Source organism: uncultured Sulfitobacter sp. (genome assembly GCF_947502895.1).
Classification (GTDB): domain Bacteria; phylum Pseudomonadota; class Alphaproteobacteria; order Rhodobacterales; family Rhodobacteraceae; genus Sulfitobacter.
Map to the genome: position 1 here is coordinate 335,079 of NZ_CANNBM010000001.1, position 22,789 is coordinate 357,867.

21 protein-coding genes are annotated in these 22,789 nt (G+C 57.4%); 6 read left to right on the top strand and 15 right to left on the bottom strand.

The features are described 5' to 3' along the window. The first annotated feature begins 53 nt into the window (after positions 1–53). The 4 genes from Q0903_RS01580 to Q0903_RS01595 all read left to right on the top strand — a co-directional run bounded on the left by Q0903_RS01580 (position 54) and on the right by Q0903_RS01595 (position 5,338). The gene (locus tag Q0903_RS01580; RefSeq protein WP_299412229.1) at positions 54–1,160 is read left to right on the top strand and encodes a tricarboxylate transporter; all 1,107 of its coding nucleotides are present in this window, start codon (positions 54–56) and stop codon (positions 1,158–1,160) included. A gap of 68 nt (positions 1,161–1,228) precedes the next feature. Beyond that, positions 1,229–3,256, top strand: a complete 2,028-nt coding sequence (locus Q0903_RS01585; protein ID WP_299412232.1) for a tripartite tricarboxylate transporter permease — start codon at positions 1,229–1,231, stop codon at positions 3,254–3,256. Beyond that, positions 3,253–4,344, top strand: coding sequence for a 4-oxalomesaconate tautomerase (locus Q0903_RS01590; protein ID WP_299412234.1), 1,092 nt, complete (start codon positions 3,253–3,255; stop codon positions 4,342–4,344). The genes Q0903_RS01585 and Q0903_RS01590 overlap by 4 nt, the downstream gene beginning before the upstream one ends. A gap of 25 nt (positions 4,345–4,369) precedes the next feature. Continuing rightward, positions 4,370–5,338, top strand: coding sequence for a D-2-hydroxyacid dehydrogenase family protein (locus Q0903_RS01595; protein WP_299412237.1), 969 nt, complete (start codon positions 4,370–4,372; stop codon positions 5,336–5,338). On the opposite strand, the gene Q0903_RS01600 is transcribed toward Q0903_RS01595, so the two are convergent. Genes Q0903_RS01600 through Q0903_RS01610 form a run of 3 tightly spaced genes read right to left on the bottom strand, consistent with a single transcriptional unit; the run spans position 5,329 to position 7,727 of the window. Next, positions 5,329–6,021, bottom strand: coding sequence for a transporter substrate-binding domain-containing protein (locus Q0903_RS01600; RefSeq protein WP_299412238.1), 693 nt, complete (start codon positions 6,019–6,021; stop codon positions 5,329–5,331). The genes Q0903_RS01595 and Q0903_RS01600 overlap by 10 nt on opposite strands. Before the next feature lie 18 nt (positions 6,022–6,039). Next, positions 6,040–7,080: an AbrB family transcriptional regulator gene (locus Q0903_RS01605; protein ID WP_299412241.1), complete on the bottom strand. Its 1,041-nt coding sequence runs from the start codon at positions 7,078–7,080 to the stop codon at positions 6,040–6,042. Continuing rightward, on the bottom strand, positions 7,077–7,727 hold the full coding sequence (locus Q0903_RS01610; RefSeq protein ID WP_299412244.1) for a GntR family transcriptional regulator: 651 nt from the start codon (positions 7,725–7,727) through the stop codon (positions 7,077–7,079). The genes Q0903_RS01605 and Q0903_RS01610 overlap by 4 nt, the downstream gene beginning before the upstream one ends. 59 nt (positions 7,728–7,786) lie before the next feature. On the opposite strand from Q0903_RS01610, the gene tcuA reads away from it, so the two are divergent. Next, complete coding sequence (gene tcuA / locus Q0903_RS01615; RefSeq protein ID WP_299412247.1) at positions 7,787–9,253, top strand: FAD-dependent tricarballylate dehydrogenase TcuA; 1,467 nt, start codon at positions 7,787–7,789, stop codon at positions 9,251–9,253. Here tcuA and Q0903_RS01620 read toward each other — a convergent pair. After that, entirely contained in the window at positions 9,250–9,627 is a 378-nt protein-coding gene (locus Q0903_RS01620) for a hypothetical protein (RefSeq protein WP_299024433.1), read from the bottom strand. The two genes, tcuA and Q0903_RS01620, sit on opposite strands and share 4 nt — an antisense overlap. A 111-nt stretch (positions 9,628–9,738) precedes the next feature. Here Q0903_RS01620 and Q0903_RS01625 point away from each other — a divergent pair, with 111 nt between their 5' ends. Further along, positions 9,739–10,851 (top strand): class I SAM-dependent RNA methyltransferase, encoded by a 1,113-nt coding sequence (locus tag Q0903_RS01625; protein WP_299412250.1) that lies wholly within the window; start codon positions 9,739–9,741, stop codon positions 10,849–10,851. Positions 10,852–10,933: 82 nt separating this feature from the next. On the opposite strand, the gene Q0903_RS01630 is transcribed toward Q0903_RS01625, so the two are convergent. From Q0903_RS01630 to Q0903_RS01680, 11 genes are all read right to left on the bottom strand, one after another. Continuing rightward, a complete protein-coding gene (locus tag Q0903_RS01630) occupies positions 10,934–11,758 on the bottom strand; it encodes an RDD family protein (RefSeq protein WP_366141483.1) in 825 nt (274 codons plus the stop codon). Further along, positions 11,683–12,474, bottom strand: a complete 792-nt coding sequence (locus Q0903_RS01635) for an enoyl-ACP reductase (protein WP_299412253.1) — start codon at positions 12,472–12,474, stop codon at positions 11,683–11,685. The genes Q0903_RS01630 and Q0903_RS01635 overlap by 76 nt, the downstream gene beginning before the upstream one ends. 11 nt (positions 12,475–12,485) lie before the next feature. Further along, positions 12,486–13,715 carry a beta-ketoacyl-ACP synthase I gene (gene fabB, locus Q0903_RS01640; RefSeq protein WP_299412255.1) on the bottom strand — a complete coding sequence of 410 codons (1,230 nt, stop codon included), beginning with the start codon at positions 13,713–13,715 and terminating at the stop codon, positions 12,486–12,488. 309 nt (positions 13,716–14,024) lie between these two features. After that, a complete protein-coding gene (betC, locus tag Q0903_RS01645) occupies positions 14,025–15,560 on the bottom strand; it encodes a choline-sulfatase (RefSeq protein ID WP_299412258.1) in 1,536 nt (511 codons plus the stop codon). A gap of 12 nt (positions 15,561–15,572) precedes the next feature. After that, positions 15,573–16,520 (bottom strand): ornithine cyclodeaminase, encoded by a 948-nt coding sequence (locus Q0903_RS01650; protein WP_299412261.1) that lies wholly within the window; start codon positions 16,518–16,520, stop codon positions 15,573–15,575. After that, on the bottom strand, positions 16,517–17,254 hold the full coding sequence (locus tag Q0903_RS01655; RefSeq protein ID WP_299412263.1) for an amino acid ABC transporter ATP-binding protein: 738 nt from the start codon (positions 17,252–17,254) through the stop codon (positions 16,517–16,519). Before Q0903_RS01655 ends, Q0903_RS01650 begins: the two co-directional genes overlap by 4 nt. Beyond that, the gene (locus tag Q0903_RS01660) at positions 17,247–18,326 is read right to left on the bottom strand and encodes an amino acid ABC transporter permease (protein WP_299412266.1); all 1,080 of its coding nucleotides are present in this window, start codon (positions 18,324–18,326) and stop codon (positions 17,247–17,249) included. Before Q0903_RS01660 ends, Q0903_RS01655 begins: the two co-directional genes overlap by 8 nt. Positions 18,327–18,328: 2 nt before the next feature. Continuing rightward, complete coding sequence (locus Q0903_RS01665) at positions 18,329–19,465, bottom strand: ABC transporter permease subunit (protein WP_299412269.1); 1,137 nt, start codon at positions 19,463–19,465, stop codon at positions 18,329–18,331. A 54-nt stretch (positions 19,466–19,519) separates the two neighbouring features. Beyond that, positions 19,520–20,554, bottom strand: coding sequence for a transporter substrate-binding domain-containing protein (locus tag Q0903_RS01670; protein WP_299412272.1), 1,035 nt, complete (start codon positions 20,552–20,554; stop codon positions 19,520–19,522). Between the two features lie 21 nt (positions 20,555–20,575). Further along, entirely contained in the window at positions 20,576–21,739 is a 1,164-nt protein-coding gene (locus Q0903_RS01675; protein WP_299412274.1) for an enolase C-terminal domain-like protein, read from the bottom strand. Then, entirely contained in the window at positions 21,740–22,474 is a 735-nt protein-coding gene (locus Q0903_RS01680) for a GntR family transcriptional regulator (protein WP_299024454.1), read from the bottom strand. Positions 22,475–22,789 lie beyond the last annotated feature (315 nt).

A 22,789-nucleotide genomic window follows, 5' to 3' on the forward strand; every position in this document is an offset into this window, starting at 1 on the left:
TCATTCAATCGACCCCTTTGGGAGAAGGGGCGATCCACAACCGGGAGGAACTTATGTTTACGTTGAAAAACACACGCCGCGCCGCACTGGGGCTGGTGGCCGCTGCTGCTGCGACCTTTGGTCTGCAAGCCCACGCTGGCGGTCATGGCATTGATCTTGAGGGTAAAACCGTTGAATGGATCATCCCGTTCTCGGAAACAGGTGGTTCGGCCAAATGGGCCAACTTTTATGCACCATTGCTGTCAGAAGCCCTGCCAGGCCAGCCGACTGTTGTCGTGAAATTCATGCCTGGTGCAGGCTCGACAAAGGGTGCGAACTTTTTCCAAGAGCAGAAATACAATGACGGCACGCTGATCTTCGGCTCGTCCGGCTCGACCCAGTTTCCCTATCTGTTGGGCGATCCACGGGTAAAGTTTGAATATGCCGACTGGAATGTTGTTCTGGCCTCTGGCACGGGCGGTGTCGCCTATCTGCCGCCGGAAATCGCGGCCAAAATGGACGGTCTGAACGCGGCCCCGCTGCAAGGTGAGGATTTCATCTACGGCAACCAAGGCGCCACGCGTCTTGATCTGGTGCCAACGCTGGCATGGGAAATGCTGGGCCTGAACGTGGAATCGGTCATGGGCATCAAGGGCCGTGGTGATGGCCGTCTGATGTTCGAGCGCGGTGAGGCCAACATCGACTATCAGACGTCCTCGTCCTATCTGTCGGGCGTCACGCCACTGGTCGAGGCAGGCACAGCTGTGCCGATGATGACATGGGGCTCGCTGGATGATGCAGGCAATATCGCCCGCGATCCCACCTTCCCCGACATCCCGACCTTCAAGGAAGTCTGCGAAGCCACTGACGGTTGCGAAACATCCGGCGAAAAATGGGACGCATGGAAAGCGTTTTTCATTGCGGGTTTCCCAGCGCAGAAAATGGTGTTCCTGCCAAACGGTGCCAGCAACGACGCGATCGTGACCTACACCAAAGCCTTTGAAGCCGTCAAAGCACGCGCGGATTTCGCCGAAATCTCGGGCAAGCGTCTGGGCAAGTACCCGCAAATGACGGGTGATGCGGCCCAAAAAGCCATGGAAAGCGCCACCAAAGTGACGCCTGAAGCCAAAGCATTCATTGTGAACTGGTTGCAGGAAAAATACGGCGTGTCGCTAAACTAACCTTTGCTTTTTGAGCGCCCCGCCCGCAACGGCGGGGCGCTTTCACAAGCAAAGGGGGAGGAGATTTCATGGAAGTCATCATGGAGGCGCTGCCCGCGTTCGGCGATGCTTGGGCGCTGATTTTGCAGCCTGTCGTGCTGGGCTATCTGGTCATGGGTGTAGTCATGGGCCTGTGCATCGGGGTCTTTCCGGGCCTTGGCGGGATCGCTGGCCTGTCGCTGCTGCTGCCTTTCATGTTCGGGATGGAGCCTGTCTTGGGCCTTGCCCTGATGATCGGGATGGTGGCCGTTGTGCCGACCTCCGACACATTTGCCTCTGTGCTGATGGGCATTCCCGGCTCTTCCGCGTCGCAAGCCACCGTGCTGGACGGCTTTCCCATGGCGAAAAAGGGCATGGCGGCGCGCGCGCTGTCGGCGGCCTTTGCCTCGTCGTTGTTTGGCGGGCTGGTGGGGGCGAGCTTCCTGACAGTGTTCATTCTGATCGCGCGGCCCATTGTGTTGGAGTTCCGCACACCCGAGCTGTTGATGATTACCATATTTGGTCTTTCCATGGTGGGCATCCTTGCAGGCCGTGTGGCGATCAAGGGGATCGTGGCGGCGGGCCTTGGCATGTTGATCGGCACCATTGGCGAGGGCGCCTCTTCGGGTGATTTGCGCATGTCGTCCTATGATTTCCCGTACCTCACGGACGGTTTGAAACTGGTCATCGTAGGCCTTGGTATTTTCGCCATCCCCGAGATCATCTCGCTATTGCGCAAGGACCGCGCCATATCCGAGCGCCCGCAACTGGGCGGTGGATGGATCGCGGGCATACGCGACTGGTTTGCCAATATCTGGCTTTCGGTGCGTTGCTCGATCATCGGGGTGGTTGTGGGTGTAATCCCCGGCCTTGGCGGATCGGTGGTGGACTGGATCGCTTATGGCCATGCGGTGCAAACCACCAAGGACAAGTCCAACTTTGGCAACGGCGAAGTGCGCGGCGTGATCGGGCCAGAAAGCTCCAACAACGCCAAGGAAGGCGGCGGGCTGGTCCCAACGCTGCTGTTCGGTATTCCCGGATCAGGGTCTATGGCAATTTTCATCGGGGCGATTGCCCTGCTGGGGTCGGGCCAGATCGAGGTCGGGCCTGCCATGCTGAAAAACAACCTTGATATCACTTATGCGATCGTCTGGCTGCTGGCGCTGGCCAATGTAGTGGGCACCGTGATCTGCATCGCCGCATCGGGCGGGATCGCCAAGCTGACGACAATCCGTTTTGTACTGCTGGCCCCGTTCCTGTTCATGATTATCAGCTTTGCGGCTTTCCAGTCAGGCCAGAACCTGATGGATCTGGTGGCCCTGTTTGCCATCGGATTTCTGGGCATCCTGATGCGCCGGTTTGACTGGTCGCGCCCTGCCTTTCTGATCGGGTTTGTCCTGTCCAACCCCGCCGAGACCTACGCAAATCAGGCGATCCAGATCGCACAGTCGCGTTTCCGCAAAGGATTTGGCGAGGGGATCGACTATATCTTTTCGCCCATCGTTATCGTGCTGCTGGTCATCACGGTGATCTCGGTTGTGCTGGGGCTGCGGCAGGCCAAACACATCATGGCCGAAGGCGATGTGCAGTCAGGCTCCAAACGTGCGCCGCTGGTGTTCTTGCTGCTTGTGACGGGATATATCGCCTATGCACTTTTCGATGCGGCCTCAATCCCCAGCTATAGCCGTGACCGCACATTCCCGATCTTTGTAGCCTCTGTCTGTCTGGTGGGCTGTGCGCTGCTGATCATCCGCATGATGCTAAAACCTGAAACCGACACTATTTTCGCGGATCGTGAACGCAGCGGCGAAGATGCAGATGCGACCCATGGGCTGTGGTCCACATTGGGCTGGTTCGGCGCCCTGCTGGTGCTGACCTCGCTGTTGGGCTTTATCCTTGCGCTCATGCTTTTCCTGTTCACCTTCATGCGGGTGCGTGCAGGCGTCAGCACGGCATATGCCGCAGGCTACACGGCGGCAGGGCTTGCGTTTATCTGTGCGATGGCATGGATGCTGAACCGTGATTTCCCACCCGGATTGCTGCAAGAAACCTTCACTCTGCCTTGGCCTTTGACATGACCCAGACTGCTATTCCCTACCTCTTCATGCGCGGCGGCACATCGCGGGGCCCATACCTGAACCGCGCAGACCTGCCCGAAGATTTGGACACGTTAGCCCAAGTGCTGATCGCTATTGTCGGCTCTGGCCATCCGCTCAACATTGACGGGATTGGCGGTGGGGCCGCGGTCACGACCAAGGTCGCGATGTTGTCGCCTTCAAGGGACGCATGGGCGGATGTGGATTATTTCTTTGCGCAGGTCAGCGTCGAGGACGGGCTGGTGGATTTCAAACCAACCTGTGGCAATATCCTGTCGGGTGTCGGGCCTGCGGCGATTGAGATGGGGTTGGTCGAGGCGCGCGAAGGCCAGACCACTGTCAATATCCGCGCCGTGAACACCGAAGCGCGGGTAAGCGCGATTGTGCAGACGCCAAAAGGTAGCGTCAGCTATGAGGGAGCCACCGAGATCGCAGGTGTCCCCGGCACCAGCGCACCCGTTGCCCTGCAGTTCATGGAGACAGTGGGCGGTGTGACAGGAGCCTTCCTGCCCACCGGAAACACGGTTGATACCATCGACGGGATCGACGTGACCTGCATGGACGTGGCCATGCCTATGGTGATTGCACGCGCCGATAGTTTCGGCCTGAGCGGGTACGAGAGCGCGGCAGAGCTGGACGAGAACAGAGAGTTCTTTGCACGTATGGAGGCGCTGCGTCTCAAGGCGGGCGCACTGATGGGCATGGGCGATGTCACAAAATCGGTCACGCCGAAGTTCGGCTTGTTGGCCCCTGCCCGCGCAGGCGGGACAATCGCCACGCGGTATTTCATGCCTTGGAACACGCACCCCTCAATGGCGGTGACTGGCGCGCAGTGTCTTGCGTCATGCGTGCTGACACCTGGCACGGTGGCGCATGGGCTGGCGGCTGTGCCAAACATGACGCCCGCCTCCATCACGCTGGAGCACGCATCAGGCACCATTGACGTGGTTGTGGATTACGCCCGAACCGACAAAGGTTTCGAGGTGCGATCCGCTGGCCTTGTCCGTACCGCACGCAAGATCGCCGCCGGTGAGGTGTTTGTGCCTTCCCACGTTTGGGCGGGTCTCTGACTTCTACAGACAAAAGGACGTTCCCATGAAGGTTCACATTCTTGACGATTGGTTCGACACGCTGCGCGGCCTGCCGTGCTTTGCAAAGCTGGCGGCGCATGATGTGACTGTCTGGACTGACCACGCGCCCGACCCCGCCACGCTGGCCGCACGCGTGCAAGAGGCCGAGGCCTTGGTCCTGTTTCGCGAGCGTACAAAAATCGGGGCGGACCTGTTGGGCGGGGTGCCGAACCTCAAGCTGATCTCCCAGCGCAGCGTCTATCCCCATATCGATGTGCAAGCCTGTAGCGATCATGGCGTCCTGCTCTGCTCGAACATGCATTCTGGCACGCCGTCCTATGCAGCGGCGGAGCATACGCTGGCGTTGATCCTTGCCAGCTATCGTCAAATTCCGCAGCAAGTGGCATCGCTGAAATCGGGCAACTGGCAGTCAGGTGTCGGGCGCACATTGCGCGGCCGCACGCTGGGCCTCTACGGCTATGGCCGCATTGCGGGGGCCGTTGCCGAATACGCGCGGGCCTTGGGGATGCAGGTGCAATGGTGGTCCTCGGACGAAGGGCGCGCACGGGCCACGGCGGCGGGTGAGACCGTTGCGGCCTCGCGTGAAGCGTTCTTTGCCACCAGCGATATTGTGAGCGTTCATGTCAGGCTGAAGCCCGCCACACGGGGGATCATCACAGCGGCTGATCTGGCCGCGATGCAGCCGCGGGCGCTGTTTGTGAACACCTCACGCTCGGGGTTGGTCCAGACAGGTGCGCTGGAAGCCGAGATCGCGCGCGCGCGCATCCATGCCGCTGTTGATGTCTTTGATGTGGAGCCGCTGACCGATACGAACCACCCGCTGTTGACCCATCCAAACGTCATTGCAACCCCGCATCTGGGCTATGTGACCGAGGATGAATTCGATCTGCAATTCTCGGACATCTTTGACCAGATCAACGCTTATGCGCAGGGTGCGCCCATTCACATGATCAATCCAGAGGTCTACTCCTGAGCAGCCGAGTGGGCAGCGACAAACCCGTCGGACACGGCCCGCGCGACAAATTCGTTGAGCGCCGCAATTGCCACTGCGTCGTGATGGGGCAGCACCATGGCCTGTCGTACTTCTGTCATCACGCCAGACAGGATGTGTACAGAAGGGTCGTCCGCAAAATACCCCTCCAGCGAGGCGCGCACACCAGCCACTGCATCGCATTGCCCAGCAGCAAAAGCGGCAAAGCTGTCGGGCGGCGTACCCGAGCGTTCCAACGTCGCATGTTTCAGCGTTTTGGTCAGGTGCATGTCATAGGCCGAGCCCGTGGCCGTCAGCACTGAGACGCCGGTCGCATCAATATCGCCAACATCACGCAAATATTCCGCATCAGCGCGCACCGCGAATGTTGCCTCGATCACGATGTAAGGATCGGTAAACGCGACCTTTTGCGCGCGCATGGGATCAATCGCCAAAAACCCGACATCCCAGCGCCCCTGCCCCGCATCGGCAAAGACTTTGCCCGCGCCTGCATACACCACTGTTTCAAGCTCTGCGCCGATTTCCGACGCCAAACGCCGCGCCAAGGCGGGACTAACCCCTGTGAGGGTGCCGTCCGATTGCTGCTGCACCAATGCGCGGTTGCCCGTGTTGATGGCCGCACGCAATTCGCCGTTCTGCGCCAAAGCGGCAAGTTGGGTTTTCATATCGGGTCCTGACATTTTCTAGATTTTACGGCGGCGTTCAAACCATCGCGCAAAAAGCGGCGCACCAAGGATGACCACAAAAATGCGTAGCACATGATGCGCCACAACAAATGCCATATCCGCACCTACGATAATCGCCAGCACCGTCAGCTCTGCCTGACCGCCAGGGGCAAAGGCGAGAATCGTCTCCATCGGCGGGGCGAGTCCCGCAAGGTGGATCGTTTCGGCAAAGAACACCGTTAGCAGAAGCAGGATCACACAAAACCCCAACCCAGCAATCACGATGCGGCGCACTTCGCCCATGGTGACGCCTGCATATTTGCATCCCACACTCATCCCGATAAAGAATTGAGCAGCCCAGATCGCCTCGGCTGGCGGGCGGTGTTGCAGCACACCGGTCAGCGCCAGAAGGGCTGCCAGCAACAGCGGGCCCAGAATGGTAGCGCCAAACATGCCCGCACGCTTGGCCAGTTGCCACCCCGCAAGGCCGCAAAACACCATCAGCGCCAACTGATCGGGCGCGATCGTGGTTGCAGGCGCGCCAGGCGGATTGGTCAGGTCCGCATCCCATACCCAAACCAGCAGGAAAGGCAGCGCCACCACGATTACCATCACCCGTGTTGCATGGATCAGCGATAGGGCGCGCACGTCACCGCCCGCCTCTTCGCCGAACACCAGCATATCCTGCAAGCCGCCCGGCATGGCCGCGTAATAGCTGGTGGCAAAGTCAAACCCGCACAGGCGCTGGAAATACAACACGCCCAACACGCCAATGCAGCCTGTCATCACAGGGATCATCAACATCGTGGGCCACATCCCCCCCATCGAGATCAACAGCGTTGTCGTAAATGTGGCCCCCACAGCCACTCCCAAAATCGTGCGCATTGCTTCGTCAACAGGCTTGATCCCGCGCATCGGCACACCTGCCAGTGCGGCGATCAGACATGCACAGATCGGCCCTAGCAACCACGGCAGCGGCAGATGCAGCGCCTTGAACAGGGCCACACCGATGCCCGCCACAGTAAAGGCCGCGATCAGGGGCAGTATGGGCTTGCTCATCCTTGCATGCCGCGCAGACGGTGCCGCAAGGAGGTCTGCAAGTGCGCCGCTGCCGCCTCGCCCGCCGCTTCTGCGTCCCCCATACGAATGGCGGCAATAATCTCGCCATGTTGGGCGCAAACGGTGACAATCCGTGCCTCGGCATCCAGCGTCGTGGGCCCCAGCAACAGCAGCGCATTGTTCAATCCCCGCGCTGCATCCAGCAAAAAGCGGTTGCGCGTGGCCATGTAGATACAGCGGTGAAAATCCTGATTAAGCGCGGCGGCGGCTTGGGTATCGTCCCCCGCCGCGTGGATCTGAGCATTCAGATCCTCCAGCACGTCGATCTCTGCCGCACTTGCGTGTTTAGCGGCCATCTGCGCTGCCGTGCGCTCTAACACCAGCCGCATTTCATACAGCTCAACCACCTCGGGCTGCGACAATGTGCGGATCACTGCCCCGATGCGGGGGCGATGCTCGACAATTCCGTCGCTCTCCAGTTTGCGCAGCGCCTCGCGCACAGGCGTACGCGACAGGTCCAACTCAGCGGCGACCTCAACCTCGCGAAGACGATCACCCGGGGTATAGACCCCTGTACGGATCGCCGTATGCAGCCGGTGGTAAGCAAGCTCGCCCTGCGAAAGTTCTTGTAATTGCGGCGCGTCCATTTTAATCAGCCCATATTGTATCCACGTGGATACAATACAGCAACCAAAGGAAAACACCAATGTCAAAATCAGTGATCGTCGTGGGAACAGGCAATGCCGCCCTATGTGCCGCCCTTGCGGCGCTGGAAAAAGGCGCGCAGGTGACATTGCTGGAGAAAGCGGACGAAGCATTGGCGGGCGGTAATACGAAATACACTGCGGGGGCGATGCGGTTTGCCTATGACGGTGCCGAAGACTTGCTGCCGCTGCTGCGCGATCCTGACGATGCCCGCCTGTCCCATACAGACTTTGGCAGCTACACCACCGACAAATTCGCCGCTGATCTGCTGGGCTTCAACGACGGTCGCCCGCTATCGGACGAACAAACGACACTGGTCGAGACTTCGGGAGAGACAATGCGCTGGCTGGCGCAACACGAAGTCAAGTTCGAGCCGATCTGGGCGCGCCAGAGCTTTGAAAAAGACGGGCGTCACGTTTTCTGGGGGGGGCTGACACTGGCCGCCGAAAACGAGGGCGTCGGCCTTTTTGATATGGAAATGGCGGCGGTGACGCGGTTGGGCGGCACCGTGCGCTATAACGCGGCCGTAACCGGCCTGATCATGGACGGCACCCGCGTCACAGGTGTGCGTGTGGGTGATGAAGAACTGCTGGCCGATGCCGTGGTCCTTGCCAGCGGCGGGTTCGAGGCGAATGAGGATTTGCGCGTCAAGCATATGGGGCCAAATTGGCAAGCGGCCAAAGTGCGTGGCACCCCCCATAACACAGGCGATGGCCTGCTGATGGCGCTTGATGCGGGTGCTGCCGAATACGGCCTTTACGCAGGGTGCCATGCCACCCCGATGGATTTGCATATGGCCGATTTCGGCGGTCTCGACCTGCCCCCGTCCGAGCGTAAGAACTATCGCAAAATCTCGTATTTTCTGGGTGTCATGCTGAATGCCGAGGGCGCGCGGTTTGTGGATGAGGGTGCAAATTTTCGCAACTACACCTATGCGCAATACGGCGCCGCGATTTTGGAGCAGCCCGGACAATTCGCATGGCAGGTCTTTGATAGCAAAGTGTTTGATCTACTCTACGCGGAATACCGTTTCCACGATGCCCATTTCGTCGAAGCCCCGACACTGGAAGAGTTGGCCGCAAAGATGGAAGGCATCGCCCCACATGCAACACTGGCGACACTCAATGCGTATAACGCGGCCGTCGACGAAGCCTGCCCATTTGACCCGACTGTTCTCGACGGGAAGGGCACAGCAGGCATCACGCCGCCCAAATCAAACTGGGCGCAAAAGATTGATGCAGGCCCGTTTCGCGCTTTTCCTGTGACAGGCGGCATCACCTTTACCTATGGTGGTTTGAAAGTAGATACGGACGGCACCGTGACCGCACGGGATGGCAGCAAGATAGAAGGGCTGTTTGCCTGCGGCGAAATTGTCGGCGGCGTATTCTATGCGGGCTATCCGGGTGGGTCTGGCCTCACCTCTGGGGCGGTCTTTGGCCGCCGCGCGGGGTACGGCGCCGCAGCCTAACCTGATCCGGGACGGTTGATTTTGACCCTGCTCTGCGGCATGCGCGCGGTGGTGGGCTGCTGGGGTGCCGCGCTGTCCGAGATGCCCAGCGTCTCAAGCGCGCGCGCCTCATCACTGCCTTGGGCATAGCCTAGCGCGCGGATCGCATCGGATTGCGCATTGGCGGTCTGGCCAGCACTGTCGGGCATGCTTGCGCCAACAGCCGCCATGGTCACATCCTGAACCATCGCGCGCAATTGCGGATCCGTCCGCAGCGCCACCATCAAACAGGCAGTCAGGCCAAAGCCGATCACCCGGCCCGCAATGCGGGCTTTGCGCGCCCGTGACCGGCGGTTGATCAGTCGCTCTTCGCGGTATGTTTCTGCAAAACTCATGACGTGACCGTACCCAACAATCACGGCGATAGTTTGACCACCGCGTGAAACTTGAGCCAAACGTATAGAAATGACGTGCAGCAGCCCCGCCCATCCCCTAGATGGAGGGCTATGAACACAGACCACACCTTCGAGATTTTCCTTGTTACCGTTCCCGGGCTGGAACAGGTATTATGTGATGAAGCTCTGGAGCAGGGGTTTACAGGCGCTACGGCCCAACCGGGGGGTGTCGCATTTCTGGGCAACTGGACAGACGTATGGCGCGCCAATCTGGTATTGCGCGGGGCAACACGCGTGCTGGCGCGGATCGGTGGTTTCATGGCCTTCCATCTTGCCCAGCTCGATAAACGCAGCCGTAAATTCCCCTTTGGCGATCTGCTGCGCGCAGATGTGCCACTGCGTGTGCAAGTGACCACCAAAGCATCCAAGATCTATCACGCCCGCGCCGCTGCACAGCGGATCGAGACCGCCCTGACAGACACGCACGGCCTCACCCTCGACCCCGAGGCGGCGCTGGTGCTGAAAGCACGCATTGACGACAACCAAGTGCAATTCAGCCTCGATACATCGGGCGAAAGCCTGCACAAACGGGGCCACAAAGAAGCGGTCGGCAAAGCACCCATGCGCGAGACACTGGCAGCACTCATGCTGCGGCAGGCAGGCTATCACGGCACGGAGCCTGTTCTCGACCCCATGTGCGGCTCGGGCACCTTTGTTATCGAGGCGGCAGAGATTGCGTCTGGCCTGCAACCGGGCCGGTCCCGCAGCTTCGCGTTTCAGGACTTGGCCAATTTCGATGCCGCAGCTTTTGACGCCCTGAAATCCCACCCTGACAAAGCGCCGCCTTCACAATTCTACGGATCAGACCGCGACGCAGGGGCAGTCCGCATGGCCCGCGCCAATGCCGAACGCGCAGGCATTACCGATATTACCCGTTTCGAAAACCATGCCGCAGGCGAGATTACACCACCCGACGGCCCTGCTGGCCTTGTGATCGTGAACCCGCCTTATGGCGCGCGGATCGGCAACAAGAACCTGCTCTATCCCCTTTATGGCACACTAGGCCAGACGCTGCTGACCCGGTTCAAAGGCTGGCGTGTGGCACTGGTCACGTCCGAGCCGTCATTGGCCAAAGCCACAGCCCTCCCATGGAAACCACAAGGCCCTGCCATCGCCCACGGCGGCACCAAAGTCTGGCTTTGGCAAACACCACCCCTTAGATAGGATCCCGCCTATTTTTCTTGGCCATAAATCCTCCGGGGAAGCTGCCCCTTGGGGCAGATGGGGCAGAGCCCCTCTTTTGGAACTACCTGCCCGCCCGCTCGACCCTGAAACCTGTCGCACGGTCATAGGGCATCGCCCCACGCCAGCGAAGGATAGGCCAGATATACATGGCGAAAAAGACAAGAAACACAGTCAGCCCACCCGCAATAAACATCCATACAGGTGCCTGCGCCAGTGCAGCCAAAGAACTGGTCGAAAGCGCACTTATCGTAAAAGTCACACACCCGATGAGAACAAACATCCCCCAGCGCCGAAGCTCGCGGCACATTGCACAGCCCTCACCCGTCACTCTTATTTTGGCGAGCCGCTTGCCAGGCGTCTGCCACCCCCGCGCCAAAAACAGGCCACTCAGAATCATCAGCAACAAGGGCGTGGCAATCGATTGCGGCACAATCGCCTGAACGGGTAGTCCCTCACCATCCACCGCCAGCGACAGGCTGCGCGACGTAGAGGTGTTGCCGCTCTGATTGAGGGCATAAACCAACGTCAGCGTACGCCCATTGTTAATCATAAAGGGCCGGACCTCGCACAGGGTCGCCGCCGCAATCACCTCGGGCGCGACCAGATCGGCAATCTCTTGGCGCACCGAACTGACATTCTGACAAGTCGTGAACGTCAGCGGCGCGCCTGACAGCCGCAGACCCGTCTCATCGACCCGCAAAAAGGGCAACAGCAAGACTGTCGTCAGCGCGGCAACGATAAACCAGTCCACAAACACGGCCAGCAGCCGACGCCAGAAATAGCGCGGCTGCGGAATATCCGGAGGCGCGCTCAGAGGTTTTCCGCCTGTGGCATGCCCAACACGTGATAGCCGCCATCGACGTGGATAATTTCGCCGGTGGTACAGGCACCCGCGTCAGAGGCAAGATAAACAGCAGTGCCGCCCACAGCCTCAAGCGTTGCATTTTCACGCATGGGTGCGTTTTGCCCAGCATGTTTGTAGGTCTTGCGCGCCCCGCCAATAGCCGCGCCCGCCAGCGTTTTCATCGGACCGGGCGATATGGCATTCACACGGATGCCTTCTGGCCCCAGATCGTTGGCCAGATAACGCGTGGCACTTTCAAGTGCCGCCTTGGCCACGCCCATCACATTATAGTTCGGCACCACTTTGTTGGAGCCTTGGTAGGTCAAGGTCATCAGCGTTCCGCCATTCTCGACCATCATAGGATGCGCGCGCCGCGCCACCTCGATAAAACTGTAAGCCGAGATATCCATGGAGTGTTTGAAATTGGCGCGGCTGGTGTTCAAAAACCGCCCCGTCAGTTCGGATTTGTCCGAAAACGCAATCGCATGGACCACGAAATCAATCGTCGGCCAACGCGCACCCAATTGCTCGAACGCTGCATCCAATGAGGCATCATCGGTTACATCTACATCGACCATAAAGTCCGAGCCGACACTCTCTGCCAGCGGTTTAAGACGACTGCCAAACGCCTCACCCTGATAGGTAAAGGCCAGATCGGCCCCTGCCCCTGCCATCGCTTTTGCGATGCCCCATGCGATGGAACGCTCGTTCGCGACCCCCATAATCAGACCGCGCTTACCACTCAACATGCCACTCATCTTACTGATCCTTACCCGTTATACTTTGAAAGGATCATTGATCCATTGGTGCCGCCAAATCCGAAAGAGTTGGTCATGACGGAATCAAGCCCTGCATTGTCCACCCGTGTGGTCGCAATCTCGGACGGGTCCAGCCGCTCGTCCAGTGTATGCACGTTGATGGACGGGGTGATGAAATCATCCTCCAGCATCAGCAGACAAAATATCGCCTCCAACGCGCCAGCAGCACCTTGAGCATGGCCGGTCATGGATTTGGTTGAGCTGACCGGCGGAGTGGAGCCTTGCCCGAACACACGGCGCACGGCCTCGATCTCGCCCACGTCGCCAACGGGAGTGGAGGTGCCATGAGCGTTGATATAGCTGACTGTACGGCCTTCAGGCAGCGTGGACAGCGCTAGACGCATGGCCCGCTCACCACCCTCGCCGCTGGGCGCGACCATGTCGTGGCCGTCAGAAGTGGCTGCGTATCCCGTGACTTCGGCGTAGATTTTTGCACCACGGGCAAGGGCGTGCTCAAGATCCTCAAGCACCACCAGGCCACCACCACCAGAGATCACAAACCCGTCGCGGTCCTGATCGAACGCGCGGCTCGCCAGTTCGGGTGTGTCGTTATATTTGCTGCTCATCGCGCCCATGGCGTCGAACAGACATGACAGGGTCCAGTCCAGCTCCTCCCCGCCGCCCGCAAACATAACATCCTGTTTACCCATCATAATCTGCTCTGCTGCGTTCCCGATGCAATGCAAAGAAGTCGAGCAGGCAGAGGTGATGGAATAGTTGATGCCCTTGATCTTATAGGCGGTGGATAGGTTCGCACTCACCGTCGAAGACATACATTTTGGCACGGCAAAGGGGCCGATCCGTTTGGTTGCACCCGTGTTTTTAACGACGTCGTGCGCCGCCAGCATTGCCGAGGTTGACGGCCCCCCCGACCCTGCAACCAGACCCGTGCGCGGGTTGGAAACGATATCCTCACCCAGCCCCGCGTCCTCGATCGCCTGCCCCATCGCGAGATAGGCATAGGCCGCCCCCGGCCCCATAAAGCGATAGGTGCGCTTGTCGATCAGGGCTGCCGGATCCAGCTTGAGCGTACCCGCAATCTGGCTGCGAAACCCGTGTTCTGCCATCTCCTCCGAGGCGACAATCCCGCTGGTGCCAGCCTTCAGAGATGTTTTGACCTCGGCTGCATTGTTCCCGATGGAGGAGACAATCCCCAAACCTGTGACGACGACACGGCGCATATGCGGCTCCCTTTTACTGACTTACCTTCGGTGTAAGTGAGCAACGGCATGGGGGCAAGAGGATGGACGTTACAACGATAGGCAGTAGGGATGAAAGACTTAGGTCTTATGGTGGTCCCATCGGCGAGATCGAGGATGGACCAAGCTTTGAATAAAGAGGTCCATCCTCAGTGGCTGCTTTGAGCCCAACCAGTAAATTTGATTTCCTCGCTGTGTGCGCTCGCAGCGGAAAATATGCGGCACATGCAATATTTTCTATGCTGCCTTGCGGCGAAAGAACCTGTCATTCAGGAAAAGCACGGCCAGACTTCACTTTCTGCGAGAGATCGACAAATAGCCTCTGCGCTCAACTTCGGGAAAGGCGTCGCCCCGCCGCACGTAATTTGTATTTTGAGTCAATGCGCGCGGAGTGAAATCCCAAAGCTCTTCGCGACCAATGCTGAGCGCGTTGTCGATTACCTTGCGATCGATTTGCGAGCGAATGACATCATCCAAAAGAGTATCCAAAGGCCACGTATTTTCTGCAATTGTTCGCAATCTCTCTTCTTCTGGATGGTCGTTTCCGGCAAGATTTGTGAGCTCAAGAGGATCGGCCAACAGGTCAAACAATTGCGGCGGATAGGCACGAGAAATCGTTAGCTTCATATTCCCATCCCGAACACACACACGCGGTGCAGCGGTTCCGCCATCAATGTGCTCGGCTAACACTGGTGCATGAATTGGGTTTCCGTGCATCGCCGGAACAAGGCTTTTGCCGTCGAGTTGTGTTTTGATCTGATCAACGGGAATCCCTGCAATATCCAGCAGGGTTGGAAAAATATCCAACAGCGATGCGGGGCTCGCAACACGGCCTGCTGCTAGACCAGGATAAGAGATCATTAAAGGCACGTGTATTGCCGGATCGAATAGGGTTTTCTTGAACCACATGCCACGCTCACCAATCATGTCCCCATGATCCGAGGAAAAAAGAACAACGGTATTGTCGGAGAACCCGGCATCCTCCAAGGCCTGCATCAACTGTCCGAACAGATCATCCACATAGGAAATCATACCGTAGTAGCCCCGCCGCGCATGCTGGTAATCTTGCTCACTCAGCGTGCATTTGTCCTGCCCGTAATGGTAATACAGCGATTGGCTATGTGGATCTCGTGCTTCAACTGGAATGTCAGAAACCCGCGGCGGTTCAATGGTGTCGTTTGGATACATGTCCCAATACTTTTGCGTCGTTACATAGGGATCATGTGGATGGGTCAGCGAGACGGTCATCATAAAAGGACGGTCGTCTGTTGAGCGCGCGCGCGCAAACAGCTCGCGCTTTGCGTGGTGAATGACGTCTTCATCATAGTCGATCTGCATGGACCGAGCGACGGGACCCGCGTCTTTGACCGTATCGATGGTTGATACGCCAAATGTATAGGCGCGTTCTTCATCACTGTTGTAGTCTCGAAAATCCGCGTCCGGAGTCCATGACATATCTGCCGGATAAATCTCGGTAGTCAGGCGTTCCTCAAATCCGTGATATTGATCTGGGCCGACAAAATGCATCTTGCCTGAGATACAGGTGTAATAGCCTGCTGATCGAAGATAATGCGCGAATGTTGGCGTGGATGCCGTGAATTCGGCCCCGTTGTCATAGGCCCCGATCCTGGATGGCAAGCGGCCCGCCATCATCCCAAACCGCGACGGTGCGCAAAGCGGATAAGCGCAATACGCGTTCTCAAAGACCGTACCGCGCGCAGTAAGTGCATCAATATGCGGGGTCTTGCAGGTGCTGCCGCCGTAGGCATTCAGAGCAAAGGCAGTCAGCTGGTCGACCATAAACAGAATGATATTTGGTTTGGTCATTGAAGGGCATCCTTATGGAAACTGCTGATCTGAGGAAACAGAACACGTCTCCAGAATTGCGCATGCGGTCATGAGATCCAGATGCGCACCCCCCCCGTTTTTGAAGACGGTGATGTCTGCCGGCGATGTGCGCCCCAGTGCCCCGGCTTTGAGTTGATAGAGATCTGCCAGAATGTCAGTTTCGGTTATAATGCCTGCTGCCAGTGGTATCTTGATCTCACCGATATGGTGCACCGTGGTGTCTCGGCTGTCGACAAACAGGCGGGCCTTTTGCAGCAATGCGTCATCGGCCTCGCGCATTTCAGCGCGAAAAGCACCGATCAGATCGACATGGGTGCCCGGTTGTACCCATGCGCCCTTTAGCACCGGTTCGGTGGACATCGTGGCGGTGGTGATGATGTCGGCCTCAACAACTGCGGCTTCCAGATTATCAACTGCCGTAGCATTCAGGCCTTTGGCACTGAGCTCGGTTGCCAGCGCTTTGGCTTTTGATCCGGTGCGGTTCCAAATCATAAATTCCCGCAATTCTGAGAAGGTCTGACTGTAGGCGGCAATGACGTTCGCAGCGACCTTTCCAGCCCCAATCACTAGCATTTTGCGGCTGTCAGGCCTTGCCAGATAACGCGCTCCCAAAGCGGAATCCGCTGCCGTTTTCAGGTTGGTCACCAGATCGCTTTCAATGACAGCGCGTAACGTCCCTCGCGTTTCATCAAAGACCAGCATGGCTCCCTGAACCGTCGGCAAGCCAATACCTGCATTGCCTGCCATCACCGTCACGCTTTTCACGCCAAAGCCCAAGCCTTGAATCCAAGCTGCGCGGCTGAGAAGGGTTTGCCCCTGCGGCCCTAAGAACGTGTCCTCAATCTGGGCGGGTGGCAGCGCATGGCCTGCGTCGATAGCATTTATAAACAGGGGCCAAAGGATGTCTGGACCAAGAGCGTTGGCGGTGATGGTCTTCATGAATTCACAACTTTCATAAATTCGCGGGTGATCTCGTGTTGCGGGTTGTTGAACATCTGTTCTGGTGTGCCTTCCTCAACGATTTCACCTGCCGCCATCAGGATCACGCGATCCGCGACGGCGCGTGCAAACCCCATCTCATGGGTGACGCAAACAATCGTCATGTCTGCGCGGGCGAGGTCTTGCATCACGTCCAGTACCTCTGAGATCATTTCGGGGTCTAATGCCGAGGTCGGCTCATCAAACAGCATGATTTCGGGTTTGAGACACAAAGCGCGCGCAAGGGCCACGCGCTGTTGTTGCCCGCCCGATATTTGATCAGGGAATTTGGAGGCGTGGATGTCGACTTGCATTTTCTTGAGCTGGTCTCGCGCTTCCTCAGTGGCGGCCCCACGATCCCGACCCAAGGCGCGGATTTGCGGCAGAACGCAGTTTTCCAATATTGTGAGGTGCGGGAACAGATTGAAGTTCTGGAACACCATGCCGACACGTTTGCGTACTTGGTCAAGCACCTGCGTATTGTCGCCCACGGCCATTCCCAAGACGTCGATCTGCCCAGAGGAATAGCTTTCAAGCCCATTCATGCAGCGGATCAACGTCGATTTACCCGATCCCGATGGCCCACAAATAACAAGGGTTTGGCCATCGGGCACCTCAAGATCGACGTTCTTAAGAGCGTGAAAATCACCATAATGTTTCTCAAGTGAGATGATTGAGATAGCTGGATTATGCATGGCCAAGCCTCATTCGTGTTTCCAGCCACGCCCCATAGCGCGACAGACCAAAGACAAAGACGAAATAGATCAGTGCCAGAAAGACGTAGACCTCGATATATTGATTGCCCCATTCGCCCGTGCCAATCGCGGCGTTGCCTGAGGCCATGACCTCAAAGAATCCGATGATTGTAACGATAGAAGTTTCTTTGAAGGTGATCACCGCTTGGTTGATGGTTGATGGCAGCGTGTTGCGGAATGCTTGAGGCAGCAGAATGTCCACCACCAACGACCAATAGGGCATGCCAAGGGCGGAAGCGGCCTCCGCTTGGCCATCAGGTGTGGATTGCAAGCCAGCGCGAATGATCTCTGCCTGATAGGCCGCAAAGAACACCGCAAAGGCGACAACCACGCGCATTAGCTTGCTGCCTTGCAACCATTCAGGCACCAGCAAGGGCACAATCACAGCCGCTGCAAACAGGATTGTCAGCAAGGGTAAGGAACGCACGATGTCGATAAAGAACCCCATTGATTTGGCGATCACCGGCAAGCTGGAACGGCGTGCCAAAGCAAAGACCACTGCCAGCGGCATGCCGATCACAAAGACGCCTGAGAAGATGAAGATCGTTAGGGACAGGCCGCCCCATTGCTCAGACGTGACTAATGGTAGGCCAGCGAATCCGCCTCGCATCAGCAGAACAAAAGCACCAAACCCGACGACCCACATCAACGGCAACCGGCGGATCGACCAAAACCGCGGCAGACAGGACAGCGCGATCGTGATGATCACGGCGATACACGCGAGCGTGGAGCGCCACTGCTCGTCGTACGGGTAAAGCCCGAACAGGATCAGCCGACCGCGGCTTTCGATGACGGCCCAGCAGGCACCGGCATCATGGGTGCATTGGTCCTTGTTCTCGACCCGCCATATTGCGTCAACAAACGCCCAGCCGATCAGTGCTTGCAGGCCCCAGAAAATGAGGACGGCAAAGATGATCGAAAATATGGTATCGTACCATGTGTTGAAAAAGTTCCTTTTTAGCCAAGTGATTGCGCCCATTTGCGGGGCCGGAGGTGCCATTGCTTCTGTCATGATCAGCTCCTGCCCTTAAGTTTGATACGCTCGTTCAGCATGTTCATTGCAAAGCCGATGGAATAGTTGATCACGATGAAGCCGCCCATCAGCAACGCCAGCAGCTCCATGGTTTGGCCGCTTTGGTTGATCGAGGTGGACACGATGGCAAAGTAGTCAGGATAACCGATGGCGATGCCAACGGTCGTGCCCTTCATCAGCCAGACATATTGGTTGGTCAGCGACGGCAGCATCGCGCGAAACGCCAGTGGAATGCGGATCAGACGGTTGATTTGGAAGGGTGAAAGGCCAAGGGCCGTCCCCGCCTCCAGCTTGCCGCGATCAACCGAGAGCAAGCCACCGCGAATGATCTCACCGATATAGGAGGCACCGAACAGGACCAGACCGATTAAGAGGGCTGAAAATTCGGGTTTGAGGGAAATGCCACCGACAAAGCGCAGGCCTTTGAGTTCAGGGGTTGAGATGAGCGGCATGTCGGGTTCACGGCCGGTAACCAGCAGAACCGCACATATGACGCCGAAGACCACAGCGGCACCAATCCAACGACGCATCGCAGTGTGGTGGTTGCGCATGACCCATATGCCAATGCAGAGCGCAACAAACGCGAGTGCAGTCAACAGCAAGTCATTGCCAGAAAATGAGGGAGCCGGAAACATCAGGCCACGGTTCGACAGATAAATGCTGTCAGCGATGGAATAGGCCTGTTTGGGGCTCGGCAGATGGGTCAGGATCGCGTACCAGAAAAACACTTGCAGGATCACGGGTACATTGCGGAACACCTCGACGTATGTGGTGCCGACCAGCTTCATCAATGTATTGCTAGATACCCGCATGAGGGCGAGCAGTAACCCGAGGATAGTGGCAAAAATTAAGGTCAAGAAACCCACCAACATGGTGTTGAGCAATCCGGCCCATAGCACGCGGGCATAGGTGGATCGACCTGAGACTTCGATGACGGAAAAATTTATGGGCCAGCCGGTTGTGCGCTCCAAAAAACCAAATCCGGTGGCGATGCCTTGGTCCGCGATATTGCGTTGGCCTGTCAGGATGATCGATACGATCAACAGAACGGCAGCGATGGCAAACCCTGCCTGCAGGGCCGTGCGTCTGAACTTCTGTGATGCGAATAATTGGCTCATGAACTTACCCCAAAATGGTTCGGGGCCACGTCAAACGCGGCCCCGATAGTTTGATCAATCTAGAACGAGCGGGTAGTGTAGGCCGCCGTTGTTCCACAGATTGTTCAAGCCGCGCGGCAGTTTGTAGCGTGATCCTTCGCCGATAGTGCGGTCATAGATTTCGCCGTAGTTGCCGACGGTTTTGATCACGTTATAGGCCCAATCATCATGCAACCCGAGGCGCGTGCCGACACCGGGGGTCACACCCAGCAAACGCTCGATTGAAGCAGAGGGCGGGTTGGCCTTCATCTCATCCACGTTGGCTTGGGTGATGCCGTTCTCTTCAGCCATCATTAGCGCACTGACCATCCAGTTGATGACGTCCATAAAGTCGTCTTCGCCTTGACGGGTCACAATGCCTTCAGGCTCAAGTGCCAGAACATCTCCGAGGATTTCAAAGTCGTCGGGGTTTTCGGCATTAACGCGGGTTGCTGACAGGAACGGACCAAAGCCGGCAATCGCATCGCAACGTCCAGCGTAGAATGCTGCGCGCAGCTCTTCGCCTTTTTCAAAGGCTAGGGATTCATATTCGATGCCATTGGTTTCCATATAGTCAGTCAATACGCGCTCAACTGTGGTGCCTGCGTTGACACAGAAAACACCGCCCTCAAGGTCTGCGATCCCTTCTGCCCCAAGCTCTGTCTTGGACATCACGTAAAACGGGCCAATGAAATAGGGGCGCGAATATTGCAGGCCCAGTTCGGTGTCGCGCGTCATGGTCCAACCCGTGACCTTGATGATCACGTCGATGTCACCCGATTGGATGGCCGGGAACCGCTGTGCCCAGCTGACAGGGATGATTTGAAGCTTGTCAGGGCTGCCTAGGATGGCGGTGGCCAGCGCTTTGCAGAACTCAATGTCAAAGCCTTGCCATTCACCTTCGCCATCCACCTCGGCAAAGCCAAGGTAGCTGCCGTTGTGACCCGTACACAGCAGGCTGTCGCGTTCAATAATTGTGTCAAGGAGGCCTTGGCCTTCAGCCTGAACGGCGGTGACGCTGCCCAATGCAATTGTGCCTGCAACCGCGAGGCTTGTGAGTATGTTTTTCATCGTTCTCTCCACTGTTGTGTTTCAGATAGTCGTCACCGCTTGGCGCGGTAGTTGGGCGATGTGATCATCGCCGGTTGAATAGGCTGTCGAAACATCAGTGCTCGGCAGCGTGATACCCAAGCCCGGTTCATCGGGCAGGGAATGGCGGTTGTTGGCTTGCTTTTGCAGGCGCAGAGTGTCGAAAAAGACGGAGTGAACGCTGTGGTGTTCAACATGGGCGATCATTGGATCTGCGGCTGCAATCTGGCAGGCGGCCATTAAGGCCACAGCGGTTGAGGACACCTCGAGCGACAGGCGCGTCGGGGTGTCTGCAACCAATCGCGACAAGGCCGTAACCCGAGAGATGCCACCGCAGGCAATTGGAGCGGTCTGTAAAAACGCTACCTGTGCGTCATGGGTTAGTTTTTCATGTAATTCGGGGCGGTATTCTGCCTCGGTTGCCATCACAGGCACACCCGCTTTAGACAGTTGTGCCATGCCGTCGTAATCCCACGCTTTGGTAGGGGATTGAAACGCCTCGATCCGGTCATTCGGCAGCGCCTCAAACACGCGCAGAGCGTCATCAGCGCAATAGGTATATACACCGTCGATAATCAGCTTGGTGTCAGGCGGCAGAACATCAAGAACAGCATGAACGCGCGCGACATCCGTCTGGATCGTTTCCCCGCCCACTTTCATTTTGGAAAGCTTAAACCCGCGTTGTGCGTGCCCCGCCATTTCATCAGCTAACATCGCGAGGGTTTTGCCGGTCCCGTACAGACCGCCGCTGGCATACAGATTGACTGTGCCGCACGCGTTTGGGGACAGAGTTTTCCAGATGGGTTGGCGCGCGTGCTGTGCCCGCAAATCCCACATCGCTATGTCGATCCCTGACAAAGCCGAGGCCAAGATACCATGACGCGCTGTCAGTGTTGCACGTGTGATCATGGTGTTAGAGATATCTGCCATATCCTCAAGGGAGGTTCCAAGAAAATGTTGGATCATTTCGGTGCGCACAAACGCTAACAACGCATCGGGAGCCGTGTCAAAGCACCAACATTCACCCAGCCCTTGCCGCCCTGTGTCGTCTTGAATGCAGACGAACACTGCGTATTTCTTTGTCCAGCGGATCGCAGGGTTCCAGATTTTGCCACCCAGATCGTTGCAATGGGTGAACACAGATATGCGGGTGATTTTGGCGGACATCTATTGGCCCGCCTTTGTTGAGGCCAACGAAAGCCCAATATCAAAATCCCTATCAGGCGTGTGTTGCAGCGCCTTTAGAAAGCGGTCATGAAATTGCATGGTATGAGCATGGGCAATAGCATCGGCCTGCATGATATCTTGAGCGGCGATGGCGTCTATGAAATCGCCATGTTGGTCCTGCATGACTTCTTTGCGCGCGACTGTATCAAGCACCTGAACATGCATATGTAAAAGACGGCGGGCCTCAGATAGAAGCTCTCGGTAGTGGCGAGTCACATAGGGGTTTTTTCCCGCCTCGGAGACCGCGATGTGGAAGGCAAAGTTGGCCTGCATTATATCCAGTGGCACGGCCATAACTATGGTTTTGTTAAATGCGCTTGCAAGATTGCGAAGGTTGGCAAGGTCTGCGTCTGTCCGGTTTTCGGCAGCCAGTCGCGTCGCGAGGCGTTGCTGAATGTCTAGCGCCTGAATGAATGCAGCAAAGTTGCGCAAATCGATCTGCGCCACAATCGTCGAGCGGTTCGGCAAGGTTTCGACAAGCCGCTCAGCCAACAGGCGGTTCAACGCCTCGCGTATCGGAGATCGTGATACCGCAAACCGCTTGGACAAGCTTGTTTCATCTAGCGCCGCACCTGGCTCTCGCTTTAGCGTCAAGATTTCGTCACGCAGAACGCCGTAAATCTCGTTTGACGCAGCTCCACGCTGATAGGTTTTTGCCGGTTTGTCGGATGCCACAGGAAATGCCCCAGAAGGTACTAGAGAAATAATTCTTGTCGACAGTGTGTCGACAAATTAAGCCTGTGTCTACAAATCTCTTGCAAAGCGGCATACGACAAACGAATTCTACTCATCACTCAGAGCGCAAAGTTTGAAAGAACAGCCTTCAACCAGCGCGCACCAGTACTGGACGAAAGTCATCCAAGCCACTTATTTCATGCAGAAAAGACAACAGCCGCGCACGGAGCAGCTTCAGTGAAAGCTCTCAATGTCTGCACCTGCACAAGGCTACTTCATCTGCGGTGTGTGAGTTTATGCACCGTGCGGCGAAAG

Bases quoted from the DNA above. Each gene is read 5' to 3' on its own strand.
- Q0903_RS01580 (WP_299412229.1), top strand. From the start codon at position 54: ATGTTTACGTTGAAAAACACACGCCGCGCCGCACTGGGGCTGGTGGCC.
- Q0903_RS01585 (WP_299412232.1), top strand. From the start codon at position 1,229: ATGGAAGTCATCATGGAGGCGCTGCCCGCGTTCGGCGATGCTTGGGCG.
- Q0903_RS01590 (WP_299412234.1), top strand. From the start codon at position 3,253: ATGACCCAGACTGCTATTCCCTACCTCTTCATGCGCGGCGGCACATCG.
- Q0903_RS01595 (WP_299412237.1), top strand. From the start codon at position 4,370: ATGAAGGTTCACATTCTTGACGATTGGTTCGACACGCTGCGCGGCCTG.
- Q0903_RS01600 (WP_299412238.1), bottom strand. From the start codon at position 6,021: ATGAAAACCCAACTTGCCGCTTTGGCGCAGAACGGCGAATTGCGTGCG.
- Q0903_RS01605 (WP_299412241.1), bottom strand. From the start codon at position 7,080: ATGAGCAAGCCCATACTGCCCCTGATCGCGGCCTTTACTGTGGCGGGC.
- Q0903_RS01610 (WP_299412244.1), bottom strand. From the start codon at position 7,727: ATGGACGCGCCGCAATTACAAGAACTTTCGCAGGGCGAGCTTGCTTAC.
- tcuA (WP_299412247.1), top strand. From the start codon at position 7,787: ATGTCAAAATCAGTGATCGTCGTGGGAACAGGCAATGCCGCCCTATGT.
- Q0903_RS01620 (WP_299024433.1), bottom strand. From the start codon at position 9,627: ATGAGTTTTGCAGAAACATACCGCGAAGAGCGACTGATCAACCGCCGG.
- Q0903_RS01625 (WP_299412250.1), top strand. From the start codon at position 9,739: ATGAACACAGACCACACCTTCGAGATTTTCCTTGTTACCGTTCCCGGG.
- Q0903_RS01635 (WP_299412253.1), bottom strand. From the start codon at position 12,474: ATGAGTGGCATGTTGAGTGGTAAGCGCGGTCTGATTATGGGGGTCGCG.
- fabB (WP_299412255.1), bottom strand. From the start codon at position 13,715: ATGCGCCGTGTCGTCGTCACAGGTTTGGGGATTGTCTCCTCCATCGGG.
- betC (WP_299412258.1), bottom strand. From the start codon at position 15,560: ATGACCAAACCAAATATCATTCTGTTTATGGTCGACCAGCTGACTGCC.
- Q0903_RS01650 (WP_299412261.1), bottom strand. From the start codon at position 16,520: ATGAAGACCATCACCGCCAACGCTCTTGGTCCAGACATCCTTTGGCCC.
- Q0903_RS01655 (WP_299412263.1), bottom strand. From the start codon at position 17,254: ATGCATAATCCAGCTATCTCAATCATCTCACTTGAGAAACATTATGGT.
- Q0903_RS01660 (WP_299412266.1), bottom strand. From the start codon at position 18,326: ATGACAGAAGCAATGGCACCTCCGGCCCCGCAAATGGGCGCAATCACT.
- Q0903_RS01665 (WP_299412269.1), bottom strand. From the start codon at position 19,465: ATGAGCCAATTATTCGCATCACAGAAGTTCAGACGCACGGCCCTGCAG.
- Q0903_RS01670 (WP_299412272.1), bottom strand. From the start codon at position 20,554: ATGAAAAACATACTCACAAGCCTCGCGGTTGCAGGCACAATTGCATTG.
- Q0903_RS01675 (WP_299412274.1), bottom strand. From the start codon at position 21,739: ATGTCCGCCAAAATCACCCGCATATCTGTGTTCACCCATTGCAACGAT.